This window comes from Microbacterium sp. TS-1, from assembly GCF_000509385.1.
Lineage (GTDB): Bacteria > Actinomycetota > Actinomycetes > Actinomycetales > Microbacteriaceae > Microbacterium > Microbacterium arborescens.
The window spans coordinates 2420185-2444377 of the sequence record NZ_BASQ01000001.1 but is presented as its reverse complement, the minus strand read 5'-3'; the positions used below and the strand labels follow the sequence as shown (position 1 = coordinate 2444377).

Here is a 24193-nt window from a genome sequence, read left to right as displayed (position 1 = left end):
GATCAGCCTACGACGGGGCAGACTGGGCTCATGCGCATCCTCCAGAAGCTCGTGCTCGACTGCGACGCCGACGCCGCCTGGCGCGCCCTCCACTCGCCGCGCGCCCTCGCCGAGCTCTACGCGCCGCTCATGGGGCTCGAGCCCCTCGCCGCCGAGGGCATGCCGACCTCGCTCGAGCCCGGCGCCGACGTGCCCGTGCAGCTGTCGGCTCTCGGGGTCCCGGTGGGGCGCCAGCTGATCCACGTGTCGGACCGCGCGGTCGAGGAACGCCGCCCCGGCGCGACGGAGGCATCGACGGTGCGGATCCTGCGCGACAGCGGCATCCCGCTGACGGGCCCCCTCTCGGTGCTCGACGTATGGGACCACCAGATGGCGGTCTCGCCCGCTCCCGGCGACCCGACCCGGACGCTGTGGCGCGAGCGCCTGGTCATCGGAGGCCTCGCCGCGCCGGCGCTGTGGCCGATGCTCTGGGCGACGTGGCAGTGGCGTTCGACGCGCCTGCGGCAGGTCGCGCCGACCTGGGCCTACGACCCCGAGCCTGCCGCCGATCCGGCATCGTGACCGCGGTCGCCGTACGGCGGGCGGTGCCCGCCGATGCCGCGGCGATCGCGCGCGTGCACGTCCGCGGGTGGCACGAGGCGTACACGGGGCGGATGCCGCAGAGCATCCTCGATCGGCTCGATCTCGACCGCCTGACGCGGGTACGACGCGAGCTGCTCGGCCATGAGGAACGGATCAGCGACCGATTGCCGTCGCAGACGACCGGGACGGTGCGGCCCGGACCCGCGCGCACGCACGACCTCGGCCGAACGTGGGTCGCCGTGACGGCCGGGTCGATCGTGGGGTTCGCGGTCAGCGGCGCCTCCCGCGACGACCCTCCCGTCGCCCCCGTCGAGCTGTACGCGATCTACGTCCTCGCCGCCCACCACGGCACCGGCGCGGGACAGGCCCTGATCGACGCCGCCCTCGGCGACGAGCGCGCGTCGCTGTGGGTCCTCGACGACAACCCGCGTGCCCACGCGTTCTACGCCCGCAACGGATTCCGCCCGGACGGCGCGGCGAAGGACGACACCAGCTGGGGCGAGAGCATCAGCGAGGTCCGGCTCGTCCGCGGATGACGGGCGAGCCGGACCGGCCGGCGACGGGTGAGCCGCGTCACTCGGCGAGCGCCTCCACCGGCGACACCCGGGTTGCGAGGCGGGTGGGAACGACGGCGGCCACGAGCGTGAGCACGGCGGTGGCGACGACGATCCCGGCGACGGTGAGCCACGGGATGCCCGGCAGGACGAAGTTCGGCGCAAGCCACAGCGGCGGCACTCGCACCGACCCGAGCAGCGACTGCGCCGCGGCCCAGCCGTAGGCGATGCCGAGGAGCAGGCCGAACACGACCGAGGTGATCGTGATGTGCGCCGCCTCGAACAGCACCATCGAGCGGATCTGGCGCCCCGTGAGCCCCAGGGCGCGCAGCAGCCCGAGCTCTCGGGTTCGCTGCACGACGCCGATCGTGAGGAGGTTGACCAGACCGACTGCCGCGATCACGGCCGACACGCCGACGAGGGCCATCATGACCGCACTGAACGTGTCGAGCAGGCGAGCCATCTCACCCGACACCTCACCCCCGCCCGACGCGGCCATGACGCCCTTGACCGACTCCGAGGCGACGGCGAACATCGTCACGAGCGTGACGCCCATCACCACGCCGATCGCCATTCGGCTCGACCGCTCCGGGTAGCGCAGCGCGTTCTCGGCCGCGAGCCGCGCCGACGCCGACCGACCGAAGAGCCGACCGGTCAGGCGGAGCAGCGGCGGCATGACGAGGGCGGCGCCCAGGCTCAGCCCGGTGAACGAGGCGAGCCCGCCGAAGAACGCGACGACGACGCCGAGGGGTGTGACGAAGCCGGCGAGGATGCCGAGGGCGAGCAGGACCGCACCTACCGCGAAGAGCGACACCGCGGTGACGCGGCGACGCGTGCGGCCGGCGGCCTCTTCCGCCGTGCGCGGCGCGGATCCCGCGAGGGCGGCGAGGGGCGTGACCTCGAGCACGCGGCGCGAGCCGGCCCACGCGGCGACCCAGGTCGTCAGCGCGACGACGAGCGCGGGCGCGAGGAGCACCGGCTGAACGATGCTGTAGTCGACGTTCAGTCCCCACGCCCGGGCGGCGAGCTCCTGCAGCCCAGCGGCCGCGGCGGTTCCGCCGATGAGCCCGATCACGGCTCCGATCGCGCCGACGATGAGGCCCTGCCGCGCGATACGGGAGCGCTGCGAGCGGGCCGACGCCCCGATGAGACGCATGAGTGCGATCTGACGGGTGCGCCCCGCGACGATCGTGGCGAAGGTGTTGGCCGTCACGATCGCGGCGACGTACATCGCGACGGCGACGAGCAGCACGCTGAGGATCGCGACGACGATGATGATGGTCTCGCCACCGGAGAGGAACGGATCGGCCATGAGCCACGCGCCGATGAGTCCGGTCACCGCGACCAGCAGCACGCCGAACCCGCCGGAGATCGCGGCGACGAGCACCGAGGCCCCCATGCCCCGCTCGCGCAGCCACGCCCACCGCCCGGACGTCCTGGCCGACGGGCGCGGCCCGGGACGCTCGGACGCCGATGCGGATGCGGCGCCGGGCACGGTCACCGCGGTCATGCCGACACCTCGGCGGCGAGCATGTGGGCCGAGATCTCCTCGGCGCTCTGCCGGGGCTTGTCGGCGACGATGCGACCGTCGCCGAGGAAGATCACGCGGTCGGCGTGCGAGGCGGCGACCGGGTCGTGCGTGACCATCGCGATGGACTGACCGTGCTCGCGGCTCGCGGTGGCGAGGAGGGCGAGCACCTCTCGACCCGAGCGGGAGTCGAGGTTGCCGGTCGGCTCGTCGGCGAAGACGAGGTCGGGAGCGGTCGCGAGCGCTCGGGCGATCGCGACTCGCTGCTGCTGTCCGCCCGACAGCTCGTGCGGACGGTGCCGGAGGCGGGCCCCGAGCCCGAGGGAGTCGACGAGCCCGTCGATGCGCGAGCGCTCGAGCGCCGAGGGCGAGCGCCCGTCGAGCTCGAACGGCAGTGTGATGTTGCCGATGACGTCGAGGGTCGGCACGAGGTTGAACGACTGGAACACGAAGCCGACACGTCGCCGCCGCAGGATCGTGAGATCGAGATCGGACAGGCCCGAGATCTCGGTGTCGCCGATCCACGCGCGACCCGACGTCGGCGCGTCGAGTCCGGCCATGATGTGCATCAGGGTCGATTTGCCCGAGCCCGAGGGGCCCATGATGGCGGTGAACTCGCCACGACGGATGCCCACCGAGACACCGTCGAGGGCGCGCACCCCCGATTCGCCGGCGCCGTAGGTCTTGGAGAGGTTCTGGACCCGGGCGGCGAGGCCGAGGTCGGTGGTCGAGATCTGCATGTCTCCGACGCTACGAACCCCGCCGGTCCCCGGCATCGGTCCGTCGTCGCGGGTGCGTACATCTCGCGGATGATCCCTCATCCGCCCGCGTCATCCGCCCGCGCGGGTCAGGCGAGCCCGTGCTCGAAGGCGAAGACGACGAGCTGCACGCGGTCGCGCAAGGCGAGCTTGGCGAGGATGCGGCTGATGTGGGTCTTCACCGTCGCCTCGGAGAGGAACTCCCGCTGCGCGATCTCGGCGTTGGACAGCCCGCGGGCGGCCAGCCCGAAGATCTCGCGCTCACGGTCGGTCAGCTCGGCGAAGGCAGCCGGAACCGGCTTCTGCTCGGGCGCCGAGAAGGTCGCGAAGAGCTCGCGCGTCGCCGAGGCCGCGATCACCGACGAGCCGGAGTGCACCGTGCGGATCGCGGCGAGCAGGAACTCGGGGTCGGCGTCCTTGAGCAGGAAGCCGCTCGCCCCCTGGCGGATCGCTCGCGCGGCCGCTTCGTCGAGGTCGAAGGTGGTCAGCATCACGATGCGCGGCGGCGCACCGTCGAAGACCGGGTCGTCGAGCAGCTGGGCGGTCGCGGTGAGGCCGTCCATGACCGGCATCCGGATGTCCATCAGTACGACGTCGGGTCGCGTCGCGCGCACGACGCCGATCGCCTCCGCGCCGTCCGACGCCTCGCCGACGACCTCCAGGTCGGGCTGCGAGGCGACGACCATGCGGATGCCGGCACGGAAGAGCGCCTGATCGTCGACGAGGACGACCCGGATGACGCTCACGCGGCGCCCCCGATGGGCAACGTCGCCGCGACGACGAAGGCGTCACCCCGGGGACCCACCTCGATGCTGCCGCCGATGAGCTGGGCGCGCTCGCGCATGCCGATGAGACCGTGTCCGCCCGTACGCACCGGGCCGGTCGCCTCGCTCGCCGGCGGGAGGGGGTTGCTCACTCGGACCTCCACGCGGTCGGGCAGCCAGGACAGGGACACATCCACGGTACCTCCCGCGCCGTGCCGGATCGCGTTCGTGAGGGCCTCCTGCAGGATGCGGTACACCGCGATCTGCACGGCCGCGGGCGGTTCGCCCGGCGGGGCGGGATCGATGTCCACGCGCAGGTCGAGACCCGCGGCTCGCACCTGGGCGTACAGGACCTCGAGCTCCGCGATGGTCGGCTGCGGGCCCTCGCCCTCGCTGTGGCGCAGCTGCGTGAGCAGCATGCGCACGTCGGCGAGGGCGGAGCGGGCGGTCGAGGAGATCGTCTGGAGCGACTCGGCAGCGGCATCCGGATCGGCCGCGGCGGCGTAGCGCGCGCCGTCGGCCTGCGCGATGACGACGGCGAGCGAATGGGCGACGACGTCGTGCATATCCCGCGCGATGCGGTTGCGCTCGAACTCCGCCGTCGCGCGCTCTTCGGCCTGCCGCTGAGCCTCCGCGTTGCCGCGCGCACGCAGGCCCACGCGGACGAGCGCTCCCACCGTCCACGCCAGGAGCAGACCGAAGACCGCCGCGATGAAGAGCATCGAGCCGGTGATGAGGTAGAACATGAGCTCGTCGCCGCCCGCGGTGATCGAGTATGCCGCCGTCGGGATGAGCAAGTACACGGTGATGGCCAGAGCACCCGCGATCGAGGACGCGAACCCGAGCCAGAAGACCCGGTTCGTGCCGTAGGCCGCGCATGTGTAGAGCACCGCGAAGATCGCGATGTCGACCGGCAGCGGCGGGAGCTGCGCCAGCATCTGCAGAATCGCGCCGACCCACGCCAGAGCCAGCGCGACCGGCGGCGAGAGGCGGCGGAGCGCCACTGCAGCGCCGAACGGGACGACGAGGAGGATCGCGACGAATGCGGACACGCGATCGTTCGGGATGCCGACGCCCACGACGCCCACCCAGGTGAACAGCAGCATGAGCGCCGCGAATGCGACCGCCACCGAGACGTCGACGGAGAGCTGATAGCGGCGGAGCGGACGGAACACGCTATGACGGTACGCGAGCCCCGGGGGCGCGGCATCCCTCTGGCGATGTATCCGGCGGAGCGCTCTCAGCGCGCGTACACGCGCAGGCCGTCGGGGACCGCTCGCAACCGGAGCCGGTAGGAGCCCGTCGGTGTCTCGGTCAGCTCGCCGTCGTGTGCGAGCACCGGTGTCGCGCCGCCCGGCCGGACCGTCAGCTCGAGCTCGGAGACGACGGCCCGCTCGAGGTCGGATGCCGGCGGCATGAGCCGCAGCGCGCGCATGACGGCGAGAGTGCGGCGGCCGAAAGCCAGCGAGGTCACCGCCCGCAGCCGCGTGCCCCGGGCGTGGTGGAGCCGGACATCGAGCACGGGCTCGTCGAGGCTCGCGCGACGCATCATCGCGATACGCCGCGGGTCATTGCGCCCGAGGCCGGCGAAGACCGACCAGACGACCGCGCGGCGCCCGTCGCGCACGATCGTGATGCGGTGGGCTCCGTGCATCTCGCGCCACGCCGCGACGGCGCCGCCCCACCATTTGCCGAGGCTCGTGCGCTTCTCCCGTTCGGCGAGCATCTCGGGGTAGGCGCCGAGCGACACCGCGTTGAGGACGGTGACGGGATCGCCGTCGTCGACGACCGCTTCGGCGACGACAACGCTGCGCACCGCGCCGGCCGCGAACGCGTCGAGGGCGGCCTCGATCGTCTCGAGGCCGGCCGCACGGGCGAAGTGGTTGAAGGTACCGCCGGGCAGGACGAGCAGCGGCAGGTCGTGACGACGCGCGAGGTGCGCGGCGCGCGAGACCGACCCGTCGCCGCCGAGGACGGCGAGTGCGCTCGGCGCGTCGTCGCCGCGCATCGCGTCGGAGACGACCTCGTCCATCGAGGATTCGCCCAGGCTCTCGACCCGCGCCTCGGGCAGCCGCCGCCGGATCTCGGGCAGCGGGTCGGGCCGGACCACGGACGCCCCCGCCCGGGAGTTCGTGATCAGCAGGACGCCGCGCCCGTCGGGGCCCGGCCCGTCAGCGCCCGGCCCGTCGGAGCGGTTGTCGGACGCGGGGCTGTCGGACGCAGGGCTGTCGGACGTGGGGCTGTCGGCGGGCATGCTGCGACGCTAACGCGGGCCGGGCGGCGCCTGCCACGCCTTGACAGTGGTGCGCGACAGGCAGACGGCGATACATCTGTCGGACCGGTGGTGCCGGAGTGGCGTACGCGACGGCGGAGGCGACAGCAGCCCCACCCGCCCGGCAGATGTATCGCCGCTTCGTCGCGCATCGGCGCATCGTAGAGTCGCAGGCGTGATGCGGTCCAACGATCTCCTGACCATCGGCGAGGTGAGCGCGCGCACCGGGGTCTCCGTGTCCGCATTGCACTTCTACGAGCGTCACGGGCTGATCAGCTCGACCCGCTCGGCCGGCAATCAGCGCCGGTTCAGCCGTCACATGCTGCGCCGCATCTCGCTCATCCTCGTGGCCAAGCGCCTCGGCATCCCGCTCGCCGAGGTTGCCGACGCCTTCGCGTCCCTGCCCACCGAGGCCGAACCCAGCAGCGACGACTGGAAGCGGGTCTCGCGGGCGTGGAAGATCCGCCTCGAAGAACGGCGGGCGGCGATCGAGTCGCTCGAGCGCGAGCTCGTGGGATGCATCGGCTGCGGCTGTCTCTCGATGCGCTCGTGCGATCTGCTGAACCCCGGCGACGCGCTCGGCGCCGAGGGCAGCGGGCCGCGTCGCGTCGCCCCCGTGCTCCGGCACGTGCTCGACGACGACGAGACCCCCTCGTCATGAGAGCCGGTCGAGGCGCCTCCTGATCCCCGGCGCGTCGAGGCCCTGCAAGCGGGCGTGATCTGCCGGGGTGCCGTAGCGCCGTTGTTCTCCCACCCCGACACCGACGTGCTCGATGAGGACGCCACTGCCGCGGAGCGCGGCGCCGACCGTGGCGGCGGTCGTCCCCTCCAGGAAGGGCTCGACGACGACGACCCGGTCGAACCCGGCGCTCAGCTCTCGCAGGCCGCCGCGGTCCAGGGGCACCGGGGTCGCGGTGTAGGCGACCGCGTACCCCTCGCCGGCCGCCGCTTCGAGGGCGGCGTCGAGAAGGGGACCGATCGCCAGGACGAGCGTGCCCGTTCCCTCGTGCACGAGATGGACACGCCCGTCCGTCGGAAACGCCCTCAGGTTCTTCTGCGTCGAGAGCCGGATGTACTGGCGATCGTCGGAGGATGCCGCAGCCCGGACGAGCGTCTCGACCTCGTCGGGATGCCCCGGCGTGTGCAGCCGCCATCCCGGCAGGGTGCTCAGCAGGGCGATGTCGCCGGGACACTGGTGCGTTCGCCCCTCGGCGGCCGCGTCGTAGCTCGCGCCGATCGACACGAGCACCGCCCCGAGATCCTGATGGGACAGATCGAGCTTGATCTGCTCGAAGGGCCGTTCCACGAGGAACGGGGCGTAAGTGTGGACGAAGGGGCGGAGACCTGCGAGCGAGAGCCCGGCGGCGACCCCGATCATCGCCTGTTCGCGGATGCCGACGTTGACGACACGGTCGGCGGCCGGGGTTCCGGCGGCGAGATCGAGCGGCCCGATGTCGGCGAGCACGAGTGTCGCGCGGTCGTCGGTGGCCAAAAGGTCGGACATGACGGTGGAGAAGCGGGCGCGCATCAGGATCCCTTCGCAGCGGTACGGACGACAGTGACGCGCGGCGCTGTGCCGCTCGCCTCCAATGCCGCGGCGAGCGCAGCGTGATCGTGCGAGTCGGCCTCGGCGGCATCCCATCCCTCCATCGCGAACCGGCGTGCGATCCCGCCGGGCCATCCGAGCGACGCCGAGGAGTTGTCGATGACGATGGCGTGCAGCCGGGCGAGGGCGACGCGCCCGGCGACGGCGATCGCCTCGTGGTTGCTGCCCTCGTCGAGCTCGGCGTCGCCGATCAGCACGAACACACGTCCGTCGGCGCCGGCGATGTCGAGGCCGCGGGCGAAGCCGACCGCGATGGGCAGTCCATGCCCGAGCGACCCGGACGAGATCTCGACGGCGGGGATGAGCAGACGGTCGGGATGGTGTCCGAGCGGCGAGTCGACGCCCGCGAGATCGTCGAGCCAGGCGTCGGGCATCAGGCCGCGGGCGGCCAGGACGGCGTAGTACGAGGCGGGACCGTGCCCCTTCGACAGTAAGAAGCGGTCGCCGCCCTCGGCGCGAAGCACGCGGTCGTGCAGCACCCACAGCGCATCGAGGGTCGAGTGCGCCGCGGAGTTGTGCTTCTCGTCGCCGGTGATGCGTGCGAGGCGGTCGAGGAGAGCGGCGGGGAACCGCTCGGTGAAGGAGTCGGTTTCGGTCGTGGTCATGTTTCGAACGGTAAAACCTCAATCTCAGTTGAGGTCAAGCTCGGGGTGGTCGATACATTCGTCGGACCGCCGGGGCTGGTGTCGCATCAGAGCGCCGCCGAGGCCACACCAGCCCCGCCCGCCCGACGGGTGTATCGGCACGGTGCATCGCCACCACCGTCGCCGAAAGCCCGGCAGCCGGTTAGGCTGACGCCACCTGACCACCGCTCCCGCGCGGGAGCCGTACCTCGTAGATCGGAGGTTCCCCATGTCCATCGCTCAGACGCACCCCACCCCCGGTGCCACGAAGACGATCATCGGCGAGCCCGAGGTCGTCGAGGACGGCGGCGCGGTCGACGCCCTGAGCCTCGCGCTCGCGGACGGCGTCGAGCACGACCCCGCCTGGATCGCACTGCGCGACGCCGCGACGGCGCTGCAGGAGCTGCAGGCCGCCGACGGATCCGTGCCCGATCCCGGGGATCACGACACGGCGCGGCGGCACGTCGCGGCGATCACCGCCGCGATCGGCCGGCTCGCACCGCGCTTCCCGCACGACGCGGACTACCTCGCCGCGTCGATCCGGGACTTCGAACGATGGGCGCGGCCGGATCATCCGGACGGCGCGGCTTCGACGGAGGGGGCATTCGGCGTGCCCGATTTCCTCGACTCGCTCGTCGCGTTCCAGCCGCAGCTCCACCGCGTCGACGGCATCCGTCACCTCGTCGTCTTCCCGATGTACACCCAGAACGGGTCGCGCAACCGTCACGTCGAGGCGCTCCTCGTCGAGACGATCTGGCCTGAGGCGATCGGCCGCCTCGAGACGATGTATCCGAACCGGCTCTTCGTCTCGCTGCGGCTGCTCGACTTCACGTCCGGGTACGACACCGACTCGGCCGTACTGTTCCCCGAGACCGTCGCGATGCGCGAGATCCCGCCGTTCACGTGGGGCGCGATCTTCCAGGACCGCGAGGCGGCCCGCTACCGGCGCGTCGTGCGTGCCGCCTCCGAGATCACGAAGCTCGACCTGCCCGCCGAAGCGGCCGAGATGCTCGGAGACCAGGCACTCACCGAGCGGGCGTTCGTGATGTGGGACCTCATCCACGACCGCACGCACATGCGCGGGGATCTGCCGTTCGATCCGTTCATGATCAAGCAGCGGATGCCGTTCTTCCTGTACTCCCTCGAAGAGCTGCGGTGCGATCTGACGGCGTTCCGCGAGTGCGTCGCGCTCGACCGGAGACTGAGCGCGGAGGCGGATCTCGACCCGGTCGACGCCGAGCTGCTGCGTCTTTCGCGGCTCGTGCAGTACGCCGTGATCTTCGACCGGATCTTCCGGTTCGCGATCACCGGCACGCGCGTGCGCAACTACGACGGGCTCGGCGGCCAGCTGCTGTTCGCGTGGCTGCATCGCCGGGGCGTGCTGCACTGGACCGACACCGCGCTCGCCTTCGAGTGGCAGGAGGTCCCGGATGCCGTGGTCGCCCTGGGAGATGCGATCGACCGCCTCTACTGGGAGTCGATCGACCGTCCGAAGACCGCGCACTGGCTCGCGGCGTACGACCTCGTGCGCTCGGTGCTCGAACCGCACCCGGCGTCGGTGTGGGCGCGAGGTCTCCCAGACGAGGTGCTCGCGGGCGCGCCGAAGGGCTACACCGATGCCGTGCTGGACGACGAGTTCCCGCTGTCGATGTTCTACGAGGCGCTCGAGAAGAAGATGCGCGACGTGATCGCCTCCACCCGCGGCATCCGCGGCTGACCGCGAACCGGACCGAGGCCGCGCCCGAGGCTGAAAGGATGAGGTCATGACCTCCCTGCACGACACCTCGGTGCGCGGCTTCGCGTCCGACAACTACTCCGGCATCCACCCGGAGGTCCTCGCGGCGATCACCGCCGCCAACGACGGCCACCAGACCGCCTACGGCTCGGACGTGTACACCGCCCGGCTGCAGGACCTCGTCGGCGAGCACTTCGGCGCGGGTGCCGAGGCCTTCCCCGTGTTCAACGGCACGGGCGCCAACGTCACGGCGCTGCAGTCGATGCTGCCGCGCTGGGGCGCGGTGATCGCCGCGTCGACCGCGCACATCAACGTCGACGAGGGCGGCGCTCCCGAGCGCGTCGGCGGGATCAAGATCCTCAACGTCCCCACCGACGACGGCAAGCTCACCCCCGAGCTCATCGACCGCGAGGCGTGGGGCTGGGGCGACGAGCACCGCGCGCAGCCGCTCGTCGTGTCGATCACCCAGTCGACCGAGCTCGGCACGCTCTACACGCCCGACGAGCTGCGGACGATCGCCGACCACGTGCACGAGCGCGGGATGCGGCTGCACATGGACGGCGCCCGCATCGCGAACGCCGCCGCGGCCCTCGGCCTGCCGCTGCGCGCCATCACGCGCGATGTCGGTGTCGACGTGCTGAGCTTCGGCGGCACGAAGAACGGCGCGATGCTCGGCGAGGCGATCGTCGTTCTCGACCCCGCGGCATCCGAGGGGCTCACCTACCTGCGCAAGCTCAACATGCAGCTGTCGTCGAAGATGCGCTTCGTCTCGGCCCAGCTCGTCGCGCTGCTCGAGAACGACCTGTGGCGCCGCAACGCCGAGCACGCGAACGGGATGGCGCAGCGCCTGCGCTCGGCGGTCGAGGCGGGTATCGCCGACGGCTCGGTGCGGGGCGTGGAGTTCACGCAGCCGACGCAGGCCAACGGCGTCTTCGCCGTGCTGCCCGAGGGCGTCGCCGATCGGCTGCGCGAGTCGTTCCGTTTCTACGATTGGGATGAGGCCCGGCGTGAAGTGCGATGGATGTGCTCGTTCGACACGTCGGCATCCGACGTCGATGCGTTCGTCGCCGAGCTCGCGCGTCTGACGACCGCCTGACGACCTCCCGCGGCGGCGGGCATCCGCGCGACGCACGACGAGAGCCGCGGCGGAATCGATCCGACCGCGGCTCTCGGGCGTTCAGGCGGGGGTGACGCTGAAGCTCCACGTGACGCCGAACCGGTCGGTGAGCATGCCGAAGCCCGCGCTCCACGCCGACGCGGCGAGGGGCTCGACGATGACGGCATCCGCGGCGAGCGCGTCCCACGGGCCGCGGAGCTCGTCGAGGCTCTCGGAACCGACCGAGACGAAGAACGCCTGATCGGTGATGGTGGCGTTGTCCTGACGGCGCGTCGAACCGCCGCCGGCGATCGATCCCTCGGCGCTGCCCGGGATGTCGTACGCCATCACGCGGAAGCCGGTGTTCCCGGCGACGAGTCCGAAGACGACGGCATCCGCGCCGGGGAGATCGGCGGGCATGCCGACCTCGGCGTACGTCGTGATCGAGACGTGCCCGTCGAAGGCGGCGCCGTAGAACTCGAGTGCCTGACGGGCGTCTCCGCGGAAGTTGAGGTGGGGGGTGGTCTGGATGGTCATCGCTGCTCCTGAGGAAAGGGCCGGCCCGATCGGCTCGACGACCTCACCCTGACAGCCCTTGCGGTCAGGTTCTGTCCGCAACGGCGGATACGGTGGGGCGATGACGACGACCTCGCGGCTGCTGACCCTGCTGTCGCTCCTACAGGCGGGCCGCGACTGGCCGGGCGGAGTGCTGGCGTCGCGACTGGGTGTCAGCGATCGCACGGTGAGGCGGGACGTCGAGCGCCTCCGCGACATGGGATACCGCATCCGGGCGACGACCGGCCTCGACGGCGGCTACCGGCTCGAAGCCGGCAGCGAGCTGCCGCCGCTCCTCTTCGACGAGGATCAGACCATCGCGGCGGCCCTCGCCCTGCGAACCGCTCCCGCCCTGGGCGCGGGCATCGGAGAGGCCGCGGCACGCGCGCTCGCGACGATCCGGCAGGTCATGCCCTCCCGGCTCCGGCATCGGCTCGACGCGCTGGCCCCGACCGTCGTGGGCCGTCCGGGGGATGCCGTCGCGGCGGACGTCTCGCTCGAGGTTCTGTCGACCCTGGCGAACGCCATCCGCGACGGTGTCACGGTGCGGTTCGACTACGGCGAGGCGCGCGATGCGGATGCCGTCGGATCCGCGCCGGCCCGGCGCGCGGAGCCGCACCATCTCGTGGCGTCGCACGGCCGCTGGTACCTCGTCGCGTGGGACCTCGACCGCGACGACTGGCGCCTGCACCGGGTGGACCGGGTCCGTCCGCGGCTCCCGGCCGGCGCCCCCTTCACGCGGCGCGCGCTGCCCGGCGGCGACGTCGACGCGTTCGTGTCGGCACGCTTCCGCGGGTCGGATTCGACAGCATGGCCGTGTCGCGGGTCCGTCGTGCTCGACCTGCCGGCGTCTGCTGTCGCGCCGTTCGCGGGCGATGGCACGGTCACCCCGCTCGACGACGGACGCTGCCGACTCGACGCCGGGTCATGGTCGTGGACCGCGCTCGCGGCGGCGTTCGGACGGTTCGACGCCGAGCTCGAGGTCGTCGGTCCGCCCGAGCTCGCCGACGCGTTCGCGCTCCTCGCCGACCGCTACGCCCGCGCGGGCACCGGCTGACGAACCGCCGCCGAGGCCTCCGCTCAGGCGCCCGCGAGCCAGGCTCGGTAGGCGTCGAACGAGTACGGGCGACCGAGGAAGTCGGCGACGAGGTCGGCCGCGTCGCGGCTGCCGCCCGGCTCGAGGATGCGCTCGCGGTAGCGGGTCGCGACGGCGGGGTCCATGAGGTCGTCGCCGAACGCCGAGAGCAGGTCGCGGGCGATGACGAGGCTCCACTGATACGTGTAGTAGCAGGCGCCGTATCCGGTGAGGTGCCCGAAGCCGGCATACGTGTGTCCGTTCGGCAGCGGGTGCACCGGCGACGAGGCGCGGTACCAGCCCTCGACGGCCGCCTGCAGATCGCTCGGCCGCTCGACGTGCAGACCGTACGAGACATTGGCGTGCCCGAGCTGGCGGGTCACCTCGAGCGCTCGACCGAAGGCGTCGGCGACCCGCATCCGCTCGACCAGGTCGGCGGGGATCGGCTCGCCGTCGGCGTTGCGCGCGAACGTCGCCAGCACACCGGCATCCCAGGCCCATTCCTCGAGCAGCTGGCTCGGCGCCTCGACGAAGTCCCACTCCGTCTCGATGCCGCTGAAGTCGGCCCACACGGCGTCGGCGCCGCCGAGGATGCCGTGGACGAGGTGTCCGAACTCGTGGAAGAACGTCACGACCTGGTCGTGCTCGAGCAGTCCGCGCGAGAAGTTGCAGAGCAGCACGCCCTCCGGAAGCGAGCGTCCCGCGATGCCGGGCGCGAGGTTGAAGCACGCGGCGTGGTTGTACTTGCCCTCGCGCGGGTGGAGGTCGAGGTGGATGCGCCCCAGCCGGCGATCAGCGCGGACGACGTCGTAGCTGCGGACGTCCGCGTGCCAGGCGCCTGCCTCGACGGGCACGTACGACACGTCGAGCAGCCGCGCCGTGACGTCGAGCACGCCCGCCAGGACGTTGTCGAACGCGAAGTAGGCGCGCACCTCCTGCGCGTCGACGGCGTAGTCCTCGCGCTTGAGCGCGCTGAGGAGGTACCAGAGGTCGGCCGCGGTGACCGCGTCGGCGTCGGGCTCGTCGACACGCAGCCGCGCGAGCAGCCGGTCGTATTCCGCGGCGGCGGCCTCGCGCGTCGCCGCGTCGATGTCGTCGAGGAACGACCGGATCGCCGCGCTCGAGCCGATCATGCGCGTCTCGGTCTCGTAGTCGGCCCAGTCGCCGTAGCCCAGCAGCTCCGCGCGCTCGGCGCGCACGGCGAGCAGCTCGGCGAGGACGGGGTCGTTGTCGGGCCAGGCGAGGTCGTTGTAGACCGACAGCAGCGCCGTGCGCGTCGACCGGCGCACCGCGAACTCGCGGACCGGCATGAGGTCGGTGTACTCGGTCGTGAGGGTGATGAGGCCCTCGTCGTCGGCGGGGTGGGCGTCGACGAAGTCCTGCGGCAAGCCCTCGAGCGCATCGGCGGGAAGCTTCAGCTCGCGGCGTCCGTCGCGGATGTTGCGCGAGAACTGCAGCGAGAGCTCGGTGTCGCGCTCGGCGAGCGCGCGCAGCCGTTCGCGGGTCGCCTCGTCGCGGTCGACGCCTCCCCGGCGGAAGTCGCGCTGGATGTGGGCGAGCAGGCGGCGGGCGGCGGCATCCAGCCCGTCGGTCGCGAGCCCGTCGAAGACGGCGAAGAGCAAGGGGTCGAGCGCCCGCTGCGACAGGAGGGCGTCGATCGCCTGCACGCGGGCCTCGGCTGCGTCGCGAACGTCGGCGTCGGGATGCGATTCGCTCAGCAGGGATGCCTCAGAGGCGGCCTCGGCGATCGCGATCGACGCCTCGTTCCACAGCTGCAGGCGCGCCAGCGGCGACAGGTCGCGCCCCGCGATCAGCTGGGCGTCGACCTCGCGGACACGGGCGATGCGGGCATCCGGGCGCTCGGCGGCGAACGCGAGCCATCCGGCGTGGTCGGCGGGGAAGACGAGGGGCTGCGGATCGGTCATGCCCCGAGCCTACGCAGGACGCGCCTCAGCGGAGCGCGCCCACCGAAGCGAGCGCGAGCCGGATGAGGGTGCCGCGACCACCTTCCATCTCGGCCGCGAGCGCATCGGACGCCGCTTCGGCGGGGTCGAGCCAGGTGACCTCGAGCGCGTCCTGACGGGGCTCGCAGGTGCCGGTGACCGGCACGACGAAGGCGAGGGATACCGCGTGCTGGCGGTCGTCGTGGAACGGGCTGACCCCGGGGATCGGGAAGTACTCGGCGACGGTGAAGGGGGTGGGCGACGCGGGCAGGAGCGGGAAGGCCATGGGGCCGAGGTCGTTCTCGACGTGACGGAACAGCGCGTCGCGGATCGTCTCGCCGTAGCGCACGCGGCCCGAGACGATCGTGCGCGTCATCTCGCCGACCGGCGTGGCGCGCAGCAGGATGCCGACCTGCGTGACGGCACCGAGACCGTCGGTGCGCACGGGCACGGCCTCGACGTAGAGCATGGGCAGCCGGCGGCGGGCCTCGGTGAGCTCGACGTCGCTGAGCCACGCCGGGTTCGCGGCGCCGCCCCCGGGGGCTCCGCGCAGCGGATCGGCCGGGAGCGACGACTCGCCGCGCTCGTCGGGATCGGGGTCGGGGGTGCGCACGGCCATGCCTCATGTATACCAATGACCCTCGGCGGTGTCGGAAGGGGCTGGCAGGATGGTCGCATGTCGTCGGTCCCGGCTCTCGATCCCGCCGCCGTCCGCTGGTCGGCCGCTCCGGCCGAGCGCGCCGGCCGCCCGCTGCTGGTCATGATGCACGGCTACGGCTCAGACGAGAACGATCTATTCGCCCTCGCCCCGCACCTGCCCGCCGAATACGTCGTGGCGGCGGTGCGCGCCCCGCTCGCCCCGCCTTTCCCGACGCCGGGATGGTCGTGGTACCCGATCGAGGGTCTGAACGGTCGTGATCCGCAGGCCACGACGGCCGCCGCGCGCGCCCTGACCGAGTGGATCGACGCGGAGCGCGCCGACGCGGCATCCGTCGGGCTGCTCGGCTTCTCGCAGGGCGGGGTCATGGCGATCGAGGCCCTTCGGGTGCGCCCGCACGACTACGCTTTCGCGGTGATCCTGTCGGGTTACGCCAACCCGACCGACCTCGACACCGACGCCGAGCTCGCCGCACGGCGCCCGCCCGTGTTCTGGGGTCGCGGGGCGCTCGATGACGTCATCCCGCCCGCTCTCATCGCGCACACGGCGCAGTGGCTGCCCGGCCGGGTCGACCTGAGCGGCCGCGTGTATCCCGATCTCGGGCACGCCGTCTCGGCGGAAGAGCTGCGAGATATCGCGACGTTCCTGCACAAACAGCTCCCCGCGGCGTAGACTGCCCGGGCCCCTGTCCCGAGTGTGAGGAACGACCGTTGATCGGTTTCGACGCGACCGCGCTGTGATCCCGCGCTGATCCGTCGACCCCTCGGGCGTCCGACCTGGCCAGCGCATTCTTCGATTTCCGCGCTGGCCGCCGGACCGTTCCGCCCCGGTCGGGGTGTCTTCGGTGTCGGTCGTGCCCGCGCCCGACGACATCCGAGGAGGCAGTCATGCCCCATTCCGCACCCGCGGTCGTCCTCGACCGCATCACCCTCATCCATCCCGACGGCACCCCCGCCGTCCGCGACGTCTCGGGAACCTTCGGCGCCGGACGCACCGGCCTGGTCGGTCGCAACGGCTCGGGCAAGACCACGCTGCTGCGGCTGATCGCGGGCGAGCTCGCGCCGACCTCCGGCTCGGTCGCCAGGTCCGGACGGGTCGAACTGCTGCCGCAGCGCCTGACCCTCGACGTCGGCCGGCGGGTCGCCGACGTGCTCGGGGTGGCCGCCGTCGTCGACGCCGTGCGCGCCGTCGAGTCGGGCGACGTCGATCCCCGCCACTTCGACACGATCGGCGACGACTGGGATGCCGAGGCTCGAGCCACGGCCGCGCTGGCGGCGGCCGGTCTGCCGGCGGGCGCGCTCGACAGGCGCGTGGGCGAGCTCTCCGGGGGCGAAGCCGTGCTCGCCGCGCTCGTCGGCGTACGGCTGCACGGAGCCGAGATCACGCTGCTCGACGAACCCACGAACAACCTCGACCGCGACGCCCGCGACCGCGTCGGCGAGCTCGTGCGCGGGTGGCGGGGTGCGCTCATCGTCGTCAGCCACGACACGACGCTGCTCGAGCTCATGGACGACACCGCCGAGCTCTACGGCGGGGCCTTGGATACCTTCGGCGGGCCGTACTCCGAATGGCGGGCGTGGCGGGATGCCGAGCAGGCGGCGGCTCGTCAGGCCGAGACCACCGCAGCCGCAGCCCTCCGGCGCGAGCGGCGCGACCGGGTCGAGACCGAGACGAAGCTCGCGCGGCGGTCGGCGATGGGAGCGAAAGCGCAGCGCGAGAAGCGCGTGCCCGGGATCATCTCGGGCAACCGGGCATCGGCCGCACAGGTGTCGGCCGGTCGCGCGCGCGGCGAGGCGTCCGAACGGGAAGCAGCGGCTCATGCGGCGCTCGATGCGGCGGGGCGGCGGGTCCGCGACGACGACACCGTCCGGATCGACCTGCCGGATCCCGGCGTCGCGGCGGGCCGGCGCCTCGCGACGATCGGCGACGGCGAGCGCTCGTGGGTCGTTCAGGGGCCCGAGCGGGTGGCGCTCATCGGGCCGAACGGCGCGGGGAAGACGACGCTTCTCGAGATGCTGGTGCGGTCGGCGAGCGCTAACTCCTCAGAATCCGGCGCTGCGGCATCCGATGGCCGCTCTGCCGGCCCCGACACCTCCGATCTGAGGGGTCACGGCACGGCGGTCGCGCACACCGACCGCGTCGGCTACCTGTCGCAGCGCGTCGACGGGCTGCGGGACGACGCGACGGTGCTCGACAGTGTGCGCGAGGCGGCCCCTGGCTCGACCGACGTCGAGCTGCGGAACCGACTCGCGAGGTTCCTGCTGCGCGGCGACACCGTCCTGCGCCCGGTCGCGGCGCTGTCGGGCGGGGAGCGGTTCCGGCTGGCGCTGGCCTGCGAGCTGCTGGCCGATCCCCCGCCGCAGCTGCTGGTGCTCGACGAGCCGACGAACAACCTCGATCTCGACACGGTCGACCAGCTCGTCGAGGCCCTCGCCGCCTACCGCGGCGCCGTGCTGGTGGTCAGCCACGACGACGGTTTCCTCTCGCGCCTCGCACCCACTCTGACCCTCGAGCTGCGCGACGGCCTGCTGTCCGAGGCCGCGCCTGTGTCGTGAGTCGAGGCCCCGGTTAGGCCGGGCCGGTCGACGTCCCAGTTGGGCCGGGAACGTCCGTCCTGTTCCCGGCTCAACTGGGACCTCGCGGGGCTGAGCGGGACAATGCGGGGCACCGGGGGGGCTCCGGGCGGGGCCGGGCGGGGCTGGCATGGCGGATGCCGCGGGCGCAAGGCCGCGCCGATGTCGGAGGTCCGCGCGAAGATGAAGGCATGGCCGATGTGCTCGCCCGATTCTCCGCGCCCACCGCGGACTGGTTCCGTGGCGCGTTCTCCCAGCCCACGTCGGCGCAGGCCGGTGCGTGGGAGGCCATCTCCGCCGGCAAGCACGCCCTCGTGGTCGCCCCGACCGGGTCGGGCAAGACGCTCTCGGCGTTCCTGTGGGCGATCGACCGCATCTTCCGCGACAAGGTGGCGGCCGGCCCCGTCGATGACAAACCGGCGAAGCGCAGAAAGGCGGATGCCGCGCCGGCCGACACCCGCGTCCTGTACGTCTCACCGCTGAAGGCGCTGGGCGTCGACGTCGAGCGCAACCTGCGGTCGCCCCTCGTCGGCATCGGACAGTCGGCGCGCCGCCTCGGTCAGCCCGTCCCCGACGTGACGGTCGGAGTGAGATCGGGCGACACCTCCTCAGCCGACCGGCGCGCCCTGGTCGCCCGACCACCCGACATCCTCATCACGACGCCCGAGTCGCTCTACCTGATGCTCACGTCGCAGGCATCCGAGACGCTGCGCGGCGTCCACACCGTCATCGTCGACGAGGTGCACGCGGTGGCGGCCACGAAGCGCGGTGCGCACCTTGCCGTCAGCCTCGAACGCCTCGATGCGCTGCTCGAGAAGCCGGCGCAGCGCATCGGCCTCTCGGCCACCGTGCGTCCGATCGACGAGGTGGCGCGCTTCCTCGGCGGCGCCGCTCCGGTCGAGATCGTCGCCCCGAAGGCGTCGAAGGCGTTCGATCTCAATGTCGTCGTGCCGATCCCCGACATGCTGCATCCCCCGGCCCCGCCCGGCGCCGAGGATGCGGGTGCCGCCAGCGCTCCGGGCGGCCGCGACGACGGGGACGACGACGGCGAAGACGACGATGGCGACGGGGCCTGGTACCGCGCGCCGCAGGCGACGGAGGTCACCGGGTCGGTCTGGCCTCACGTCGAGGAGGCGATCGTCGACCGCATCCTGCAGCACCGCTCGACGATCGTGTTCTCGAACTCGCGTCGCCTCGCCGAGCGCCTGACCGGACGCCTGAACGAGATCTACACCGAGCGTCTCGGGGGCGACCTTCCCGAGCCCGCCGTCCCCGCGGGCATGTGGGCCCACGGAGCGGAGGCTCCGGGCGGCGCGAAAGCGGCGTCCGGAGGGGCGAACGGGGGGGCGCAGGCCGGCGCCTCCGCCGGCGCCGAGCCGGTGCTCGCGAAGGCGCACCACGGCTCGGTGTCGAAGGAGCAGCGCGCTCAGGTCGAGGACGAGCTCAAGTCGGGCGTGCTCCGCTGCGTCGTCGCGACCTCGAGCCTCGAGCTCGGCATCGACATGGGCGCGGTCGACCTCGTCATCCAGGTCGAGGCGCCGCCGTCGGCGGCATCCGGACTCCAGCGCGTCGGACGCGCCGGCCACCAGGTCGGCGAGGTCAGCCGCGCGGCGCTGTTCCCCAAGCACCGCGGCGACGTGCTGCATACCGCCGTCGTCACCGAGCGGATGCTGGCGGGCAAGATCGAGGCGATCGCGGTTCCGCAGAACCCCCTCGACATCCTCGCTCAGCAGACGATCGCCGCGTGCGCGACCGGCACGATCGAGGTCGAGGCCTGGTTCGAGACGGTTCGGCGCAGCGCGCCCTTCCGCACGCTCCCCCGCTCGGCGTACGAAGCGACGCTCGATCTGCTCGCGGGCCGCTTCCCCTCCGACGAGTTCGCCGAGCTGCGCCCGCGGCTGGTGTGGGACCGCGATCAGGGCACGCTCACGGGGCGCCCCGGCGCGCAGCGCATCGCTGTCACGAGCGGTGGCACGATCCCCGACCGCGGCCTGTTCGGGGTCTTCGTCGCCGGCGAAAGCCGTAACGCGCGCGTCGGCGAGCTCGACGAGGAGATGGTCTACGAGTCGCGCGTCAACGACGTGTTCACTCTCGGTACGACCAGCTGGCGCATCGTCGAGATCACGCATGACCGGGTCAACGTCGTGCCCGCGTTCGGCCAACCGGGCAAGCTCCCCTTCTGGCACGGCGACGGCCTGGGGCGCCCGGCCGAGCTCGGCGAGGCGCTGGGGAAGTTCAGCCGCGAGGTGTCGGCAGCCGGCCCCGAGAAGGCGTCCGAGCGGCTGCGCGAATCGGGGCTCGACGACTATGCGATCGAGAACCTCCTGGCTCACCTCGCCGAGCAGCGCGAGGCCACCGGTAGCCTGCCCACCGACCGAACGCTGACCGTCGAGCGCTCCCGCGACGAGGTCGGCGACTGGCGCGTCATCCTGCATTCCCCGTATGGCATGCACGTGCACGCTCCGTGGGCGCTGGCCGTCAACGCACGCATCCGCGAGCGTCTCGGGGTCGAAGGCGCGGCCGTCGCGAGCGATGACGGCATCATCGCGCGCGTCCCCGACGCGGCTGCCGAACCGCCCGGCGCCGACCTCTTCGTCTTCGACGCCGACGAACTCGAACAGATCGTCACCGACGAGGTCGGCGGCTCCGCGCTGTTCGCCTCGCGCTTCCGGGAGTGCGCGGCCCGCGCCCTGCTGCTGCCGAGACTGAACCCGAACAAGCGCGCGCCGCTGTGGCAGCAGCGGCAGCGGTCAGCGCAGCTGCTCGAGGTCGCGCGGCGGCATCCGTCGTTCCCGATCATCCTCGAGACGCTCCGCGAAGTGCTGCAGGACGTCTACGACCTGCCGGCACTCCTCCGCATCACGCGCAGCATCGCCGACCGCCGCATCCGTCTCGTCGAGACGACCACGTCGCAGCCGTCGCCGTACGCTCGCGATCTGCTCTTCGGCTACGTCGGCGCGTTCATGTACGAGGGCGATTCACCGCTCGCCGAACGCCGCGCCGCGGCCCTGTCCGTCGATCCCGCGCTGCTTTCGGAGCTGCTCGGCAAGGTCGAGATGCGCGAGCTGCTCGACCCCGAGGTCATCGCCCAGTTCGAGCGCGAGGCGCAGCGCCTGGCCCCCGACAGACGCGCGCGCGGGGTCGAGGGCGTCGCCGATCTGCTCCGCATCCTGGGCCCGCTCGCCGCCGACGAGGTCGCAGCACGCCTCGAAGAGTCCGCCGGCACCGGCACAGCGGAGGAGACCGGCACAGCGGAGGACGCGCACGCCGCGCCCGCTCCTGCGGACGGGGGCTCCCCTCCCGCGCACCGCGTCGCCGAGGCCGCCGACCTGCTGCAACAGCTCGTGACCGCCCGCCGCGCGATCCCGGTCACGATCGCAGGCGTGCAGCGGACGGCGGCGATCGAGGATGCCGGACGCCTGCGCGACGCGCTGGGCGCGGCGCTCCCCGTGGGAATCCCCACCGCCTTCCTCGAGCCGGTCGTCGACCCCCTCGCCGATCTCGTCGCACGCCATGCACGAACGCATGGGCCGTTCCGCACCGCGGATGTCGCGACGCGGCTCGGCATCGGCACCGCCGTGGCGCGTCAGACGCTGCAGCGGCTCGAGTCGCAGGGGCGCATCGCGAGCGGCTACTTCCTGCCCGAGACCTCCGGCAGCGAGGCCGACGACCTCGAATGGTGCGACTCCGAGGTGCTGCGCCGGCTGCGGATGCGGTCGCTCGCGGCGATCCGGGGCAGCGTCGAGCCGGTGTCGCCCGAGGCGTTCGCGCGGTTCCTGCCCGTGTGGCAGCACGTCACCCGGCCGCTGGAGGGCGTCGACGGCGTCGCCGCCGTGATCGAGCAGCTCGCCGGTGTCCCGATTCCCGCGAGCGCGTGGGAGTCGCTCATCCTTCCCTCGCGGGTGCGCGACTACGCGCCGGGAATGCTCGACGAGCTCACCGCCACCGGCGAGGTCGTGTGGTCCGGGCACGGCACTCTGCCCGGGCGCGACGGCTGGATCGCGCTCCATCCTGCCGACATGGCTCCCCTCACGCTCGCGCTGGCCGACGCCGACTCCGAGGCCGACGAGTCGTCGACCGCAGGCGATCTCGACGTCCGTATCCTCGAGGCTCTCGCCGTCGGCGGCGGCTGGTTCGCGGGGCAGCTCGTCGCCGCGATCGGCGCCCCCAACGAGCAGAGCGTGCTCGACGCGCTCTGGCGTCTCGCGTGGGCGGGCCGGCTGACCAACGACACGTTCACGCCGGTGCGCTCCCTCCTCTCGGGCGGATCGCAGGCTCACCGCAGCGCCCGCCGCACACCGCGGTCCCGCCTGTACCGCGGCACACCTCTGGCGCGTCCCTCGACGCCGGCGGCGCCGCGCCCGTCGACGCTCGGCGGGCGGTGGTCGCTCCTGCCCGCCGTCGAGCCCGATCCATCGCTCCGCGTCACGGCATCGGCGGGGCTCCTGCTCGACCGCTACGGCGTCGTCACCCGGGGCAGCGTGCAGTCCGAGGGTGTTCCCGGCGGTTTCGCGCAGGTCTATCGCGTTCTCGCGGGCTTCGAAGAGGCGGGCCACTGCCGCCGCGGCTATGTCATCGAGACCCTCGGCGCCGCGCAGTTCGCGGCATCCGTCACCGTCGACCGCCTGCGTGAGTTCGCAGCGCTCCCCGATCCGCCGCCGCGGCGCGCGGTCACACTGGCCGCGACCGACCCGGCGAATCCCTACGGTGCAGCCCTCGGCTGGCCGGCGCTCGAGGGCGTCTCGCATCGACCGGGCCGGAAGGCCGGCGGCGTCGTGGTGCTCGTCGACGGTGCGCTCGTGCTCTATCTCGAGCGCGGCGGGCGTTCGGCGCTCGCCTTCACCGACGACGAGGAGGTGCTGACCGCGGCCGCAGCCGATCTCGTGAGAACGGCTCAGGCACGGCGCCTCGACACACTCACCGTCGAGCAGGTCAACGGCGAGTTCGTCTACAACACCCCGACCGGGCGGGCGCTGCGTGCGGGCGGTTTCGTCGAGTCGTCGCGCGGCCTCACGCTGCGCCGGCTGACCGCGGGCTCACGGGCGGCGATGTCGGGAAGCGGCGAGCGTGCCTGAGGGTGACACCGTCTTCCGGGCGGCGCGGAAGCTGGGTGAGGCGCTCGTCGGTCAGGAGGTCACGCGCTTCGACGTCCGTGTTCCCGGCAGTGCGACAGCCGACCTGCGCGGCGAGACCGTCTCGTCGTCCATCGCCCGCGGCAAGCACCTGCTGCTGCGCATGGGCGCATTCAGCTTGCACTCGCACCTGAAGATGGAGGGCCGCTGGCACGTCTACCGGCACGGTGAGCGCTGGCGGGCGCCCGCCTTCCAGGCACGCGCGATCGTCGGAACGCGCGACCGGGATGCCGTCGGCTTCGAGCTCGCGATGGTCGAGGTCCTCCCGACCGCCGAGGAGGACCGCCTCGTCGGCCACCTCGGGCCCGACCTGCTCGGTCCCGACTGGGACCTGGCCGAAGCGGCGCGGCGCGTGGGCACGGATGAACGCGCCGCCCACGTCGCCCTGCTCGACCAGCGGAACGTCGCCGGCTTCGGAAACGTCTACGCGAACGAGCTGCTCTTCGTGCGCGGCATCCTGCCCACGACCCCTGCCACCCGGATCGACGCGACCGCCGTGCTCGAGACCGGGTACCGGATGATCCACGCCAATCGCGATCGCGCGGCGCGCACCTTCACCGGCAACGACCGGCCCGGCCAGCGGATGTGGGTCTACGGCCGCGAGAACAAGCCGTGCCGCCGGTGCGGGACGCTGATCCGCGCCGGCGAGATCGGAGCGCTGCCCACGAGCGAGCGCAACATCTTCTGGTGCCCACGCTGCCAGACCTGACGCGCGGCCAGACCTGAGCGCACGCCGAGC

At 72.5% G+C, this 24193-nt stretch carries 20 protein-coding genes; 10 read left to right on the top strand and 10 right to left on the bottom strand.

All coding sequences use genetic code 11. The features are described 5' to 3' along the window. The first annotated feature begins 30 nt into the window (after nucleotides 1–30). Both MTS1_RS11425 and MTS1_RS11420 read left to right on the top strand, forming a co-directional pair. The gene (locus tag MTS1_RS11425) at nucleotides 31–561 is read left to right on the top strand and encodes a hypothetical protein (protein ID WP_023953985.1); all 531 of its coding nucleotides are present in this window, start codon (nucleotides 31–33) and stop codon (nucleotides 559–561) included. After that, nucleotides 558–1118 (top strand): GNAT family N-acetyltransferase, encoded by a 561-nt coding sequence (locus MTS1_RS11420; RefSeq protein WP_023953983.1) that lies wholly within the window; start codon nucleotides 558–560, stop codon nucleotides 1116–1118. The genes MTS1_RS11425 and MTS1_RS11420 overlap by 4 nt, the downstream gene beginning before the upstream one ends. A 37-nt stretch (nucleotides 1119–1155) precedes the next feature. Here MTS1_RS11420 and MTS1_RS11415 read toward each other — a convergent pair whose 3' ends face one another. From MTS1_RS11415 to MTS1_RS11395, 5 genes are all read right to left on the bottom strand, one after another. Continuing rightward, nucleotides 1156–2646 (bottom strand): ABC transporter permease, encoded by a 1491-nt coding sequence (locus MTS1_RS11415; protein ID WP_023953981.1) that lies wholly within the window; start codon nucleotides 2644–2646, stop codon nucleotides 1156–1158. Then, a complete protein-coding gene (locus MTS1_RS11410) occupies nucleotides 2643–3404 on the bottom strand; it encodes an ABC transporter ATP-binding protein (protein WP_023953979.1) in 762 nt (253 codons plus the stop codon). The genes MTS1_RS11415 and MTS1_RS11410 overlap by 4 nt, the downstream gene beginning before the upstream one ends. Nucleotides 3405–3511: 107 nt before the next feature. Next, a complete protein-coding gene (locus MTS1_RS11405) occupies nucleotides 3512–4168 on the bottom strand; it encodes a response regulator transcription factor (protein ID WP_023953977.1) in 657 nt (218 codons plus the stop codon). Further along, nucleotides 4165–5361: a sensor histidine kinase gene (locus MTS1_RS11400; RefSeq protein WP_023953975.1), complete on the bottom strand. Its 1197-nt coding sequence runs from the start codon at nucleotides 5359–5361 to the stop codon at nucleotides 4165–4167. The genes MTS1_RS11405 and MTS1_RS11400 overlap by 4 nt, the downstream gene beginning before the upstream one ends. 65 nt (nucleotides 5362–5426) lie before the next feature. After that, nucleotides 5427–6440 (bottom strand): diacylglycerol kinase family protein, encoded by a 1014-nt coding sequence (locus tag MTS1_RS11395; protein WP_023953973.1) that lies wholly within the window; start codon nucleotides 6438–6440, stop codon nucleotides 5427–5429. A gap of 196 nt (nucleotides 6441–6636) precedes the next feature. Here MTS1_RS11395 and soxR point away from each other — a divergent pair, with 196 nt between their 5' ends. Further along, nucleotides 6637–7119, top strand: coding sequence for a redox-sensitive transcriptional activator SoxR (gene soxR, locus MTS1_RS11390; RefSeq protein ID WP_023953971.1), 483 nt, complete (start codon nucleotides 6637–6639; stop codon nucleotides 7117–7119). Here the strand turns inward: soxR and MTS1_RS11385 are convergent. Further along, entirely contained in the window at nucleotides 7114–7986 is an 873-nt protein-coding gene (locus MTS1_RS11385) for a transketolase family protein (RefSeq protein ID WP_023953969.1), read from the bottom strand. The genes soxR and MTS1_RS11385 overlap by 6 nt on opposite strands. Beyond that, nucleotides 7986–8669, bottom strand: a complete 684-nt coding sequence (locus tag MTS1_RS11380; protein WP_023953967.1) for a thiamine pyrophosphate-dependent enzyme — start codon at nucleotides 8667–8669, stop codon at nucleotides 7986–7988. The genes MTS1_RS11385 and MTS1_RS11380 overlap by 1 nt, the downstream gene beginning before the upstream one ends. Nucleotides 8670–8916: 247 nt before the next feature. Between MTS1_RS11380 and MTS1_RS11375 the strand changes: the two genes are divergently transcribed. Together MTS1_RS11375 and MTS1_RS11370 are read left to right on the top strand one after the other, a co-directional pair. Continuing rightward, complete coding sequence (locus MTS1_RS11375; RefSeq protein ID WP_023953965.1) at nucleotides 8917–10404, top strand: DUF6421 family protein; 1488 nt, start codon at nucleotides 8917–8919, stop codon at nucleotides 10402–10404. 46 nt (nucleotides 10405–10450) lie between these two features. Then, entirely contained in the window at nucleotides 10451–11518 is a 1068-nt protein-coding gene (locus MTS1_RS11370) for a low specificity L-threonine aldolase (RefSeq protein ID WP_023953963.1), read from the top strand. 81 nt (nucleotides 11519–11599) lie between these two features. Here the strand turns inward: MTS1_RS11370 and MTS1_RS11365 are convergent, their stop codons facing one another. Beyond that, entirely contained in the window at nucleotides 11600–12055 is a 456-nt protein-coding gene (locus tag MTS1_RS11365; RefSeq protein ID WP_023953961.1) for a VOC family protein, read from the bottom strand. Between the two features lie 100 nt (nucleotides 12056–12155). Between MTS1_RS11365 and MTS1_RS11360 the strand changes: the two genes are divergently transcribed. Beyond that, nucleotides 12156–13130 (top strand): YafY family protein, encoded by a 975-nt coding sequence (locus MTS1_RS11360; RefSeq protein WP_023953959.1) that lies wholly within the window; start codon nucleotides 12156–12158, stop codon nucleotides 13128–13130. Nucleotides 13131–13153: 23 nt separating this feature from the next. Here the strand turns inward: MTS1_RS11360 and MTS1_RS11355 are convergent, their stop codons facing one another. Next, nucleotides 13154–15073, bottom strand: a complete 1920-nt coding sequence (locus tag MTS1_RS11355; protein ID WP_023953956.1) for a M3 family metallopeptidase — start codon at nucleotides 15071–15073, stop codon at nucleotides 13154–13156. Between the two features lie 25 nt (nucleotides 15074–15098). Beyond that, a complete protein-coding gene (locus tag MTS1_RS11350; protein WP_023953954.1) occupies nucleotides 15099–15710 on the bottom strand; it encodes an NUDIX hydrolase family protein in 612 nt (203 codons plus the stop codon). Nucleotides 15711–15767: 57 nt separating this feature from the next. On the opposite strand from MTS1_RS11350, the gene MTS1_RS11345 reads away from it, so the two are divergent. The 4 genes from MTS1_RS11345 (at nucleotide 15768) to MTS1_RS11330 (ending at nucleotide 24163) form a co-directional block, all read left to right on the top strand. Next, nucleotides 15768–16421, top strand: coding sequence for an alpha/beta hydrolase (locus MTS1_RS11345; RefSeq protein WP_023953953.1), 654 nt, complete (start codon nucleotides 15768–15770; stop codon nucleotides 16419–16421). A gap of 215 nt (nucleotides 16422–16636) precedes the next feature. After that, nucleotides 16637–18304: an ABC-F family ATP-binding cassette domain-containing protein gene (locus MTS1_RS11340; RefSeq protein WP_023953951.1), complete on the top strand. Its 1668-nt coding sequence runs from the start codon at nucleotides 16637–16639 to the stop codon at nucleotides 18302–18304. Between the two features lie 209 nt (nucleotides 18305–18513). Next, nucleotides 18514–23397, top strand: coding sequence for a DEAD/DEAH box helicase (locus MTS1_RS11335; RefSeq protein WP_023953948.1), 4884 nt, complete (start codon nucleotides 18514–18516; stop codon nucleotides 23395–23397). Beyond that, complete coding sequence (locus tag MTS1_RS11330; RefSeq protein ID WP_023953946.1) at nucleotides 23390–24163, top strand: DNA-formamidopyrimidine glycosylase family protein; 774 nt, start codon at nucleotides 23390–23392, stop codon at nucleotides 24161–24163. Before MTS1_RS11335 ends, MTS1_RS11330 begins: the two co-directional genes overlap by 8 nt. Nucleotides 24164–24193: the final 30 nt, after the last annotated feature.

Coding starts and splice junctions, on each gene's coding strand:
- soxR (WP_023953971.1), top strand. CDS start 6,637: ATGCGGTCCAACGATCTCCTGACCATCGGCGAGGTGAGCGCGCGCACC.
- MTS1_RS11340 (WP_023953951.1), top strand. CDS start 16,637: ATGCCCCATTCCGCACCCGCGGTCGTCCTCGACCGCATCACCCTCATC.
- MTS1_RS11335 (WP_023953948.1), top strand. CDS start 18,514: ATGGCCGATGTGCTCGCCCGATTCTCCGCGCCCACCGCGGACTGGTTC.
- MTS1_RS11395 (WP_023953973.1), bottom strand. CDS start 6,440: ATGCCCGCCGACAGCCCCACGTCCGACAGCCCTGCGTCCGACAGCCCC.
- MTS1_RS11365 (WP_023953961.1), bottom strand. CDS start 12,055: ATGACCATCCAGACCACCCCCCACCTCAACTTCCGCGGAGACGCCCGT.
- MTS1_RS11355 (WP_023953956.1), bottom strand. CDS start 15,073: ATGACCGATCCGCAGCCCCTCGTCTTCCCCGCCGACCACGCCGGATGG.
- MTS1_RS11360 (WP_023953959.1), top strand. CDS start 12,156: ATGACGACGACCTCGCGGCTGCTGACCCTGCTGTCGCTCCTACAGGCG.
- MTS1_RS11375 (WP_023953965.1), top strand. CDS start 8,917: ATGTCCATCGCTCAGACGCACCCCACCCCCGGTGCCACGAAGACGATC.
- MTS1_RS11385 (WP_023953969.1), bottom strand. CDS start 7,986: ATGCGCGCCCGCTTCTCCACCGTCATGTCCGACCTTTTGGCCACCGAC.
- MTS1_RS11380 (WP_023953967.1), bottom strand. CDS start 8,669: ATGACCACGACCGAAACCGACTCCTTCACCGAGCGGTTCCCCGCCGCT.
- MTS1_RS11410 (WP_023953979.1), bottom strand. CDS start 3,404: ATGCAGATCTCGACCACCGACCTCGGCCTCGCCGCCCGGGTCCAGAAC.
- MTS1_RS11425 (WP_023953985.1), top strand. CDS start 31: ATGCGCATCCTCCAGAAGCTCGTGCTCGACTGCGACGCCGACGCCGCC.
- MTS1_RS11370 (WP_023953963.1), top strand. CDS start 10,451: ATGACCTCCCTGCACGACACCTCGGTGCGCGGCTTCGCGTCCGACAAC.
- MTS1_RS11345 (WP_023953953.1), top strand. CDS start 15,768: ATGTCGTCGGTCCCGGCTCTCGATCCCGCCGCCGTCCGCTGGTCGGCC.
- MTS1_RS11415 (WP_023953981.1), bottom strand. CDS start 2,646: ATGACCGCGGTGACCGTGCCCGGCGCCGCATCCGCATCGGCGTCCGAG.
- MTS1_RS11350 (WP_023953954.1), bottom strand. CDS start 15,710: ATGGCCGTGCGCACCCCCGACCCCGATCCCGACGAGCGCGGCGAGTCG.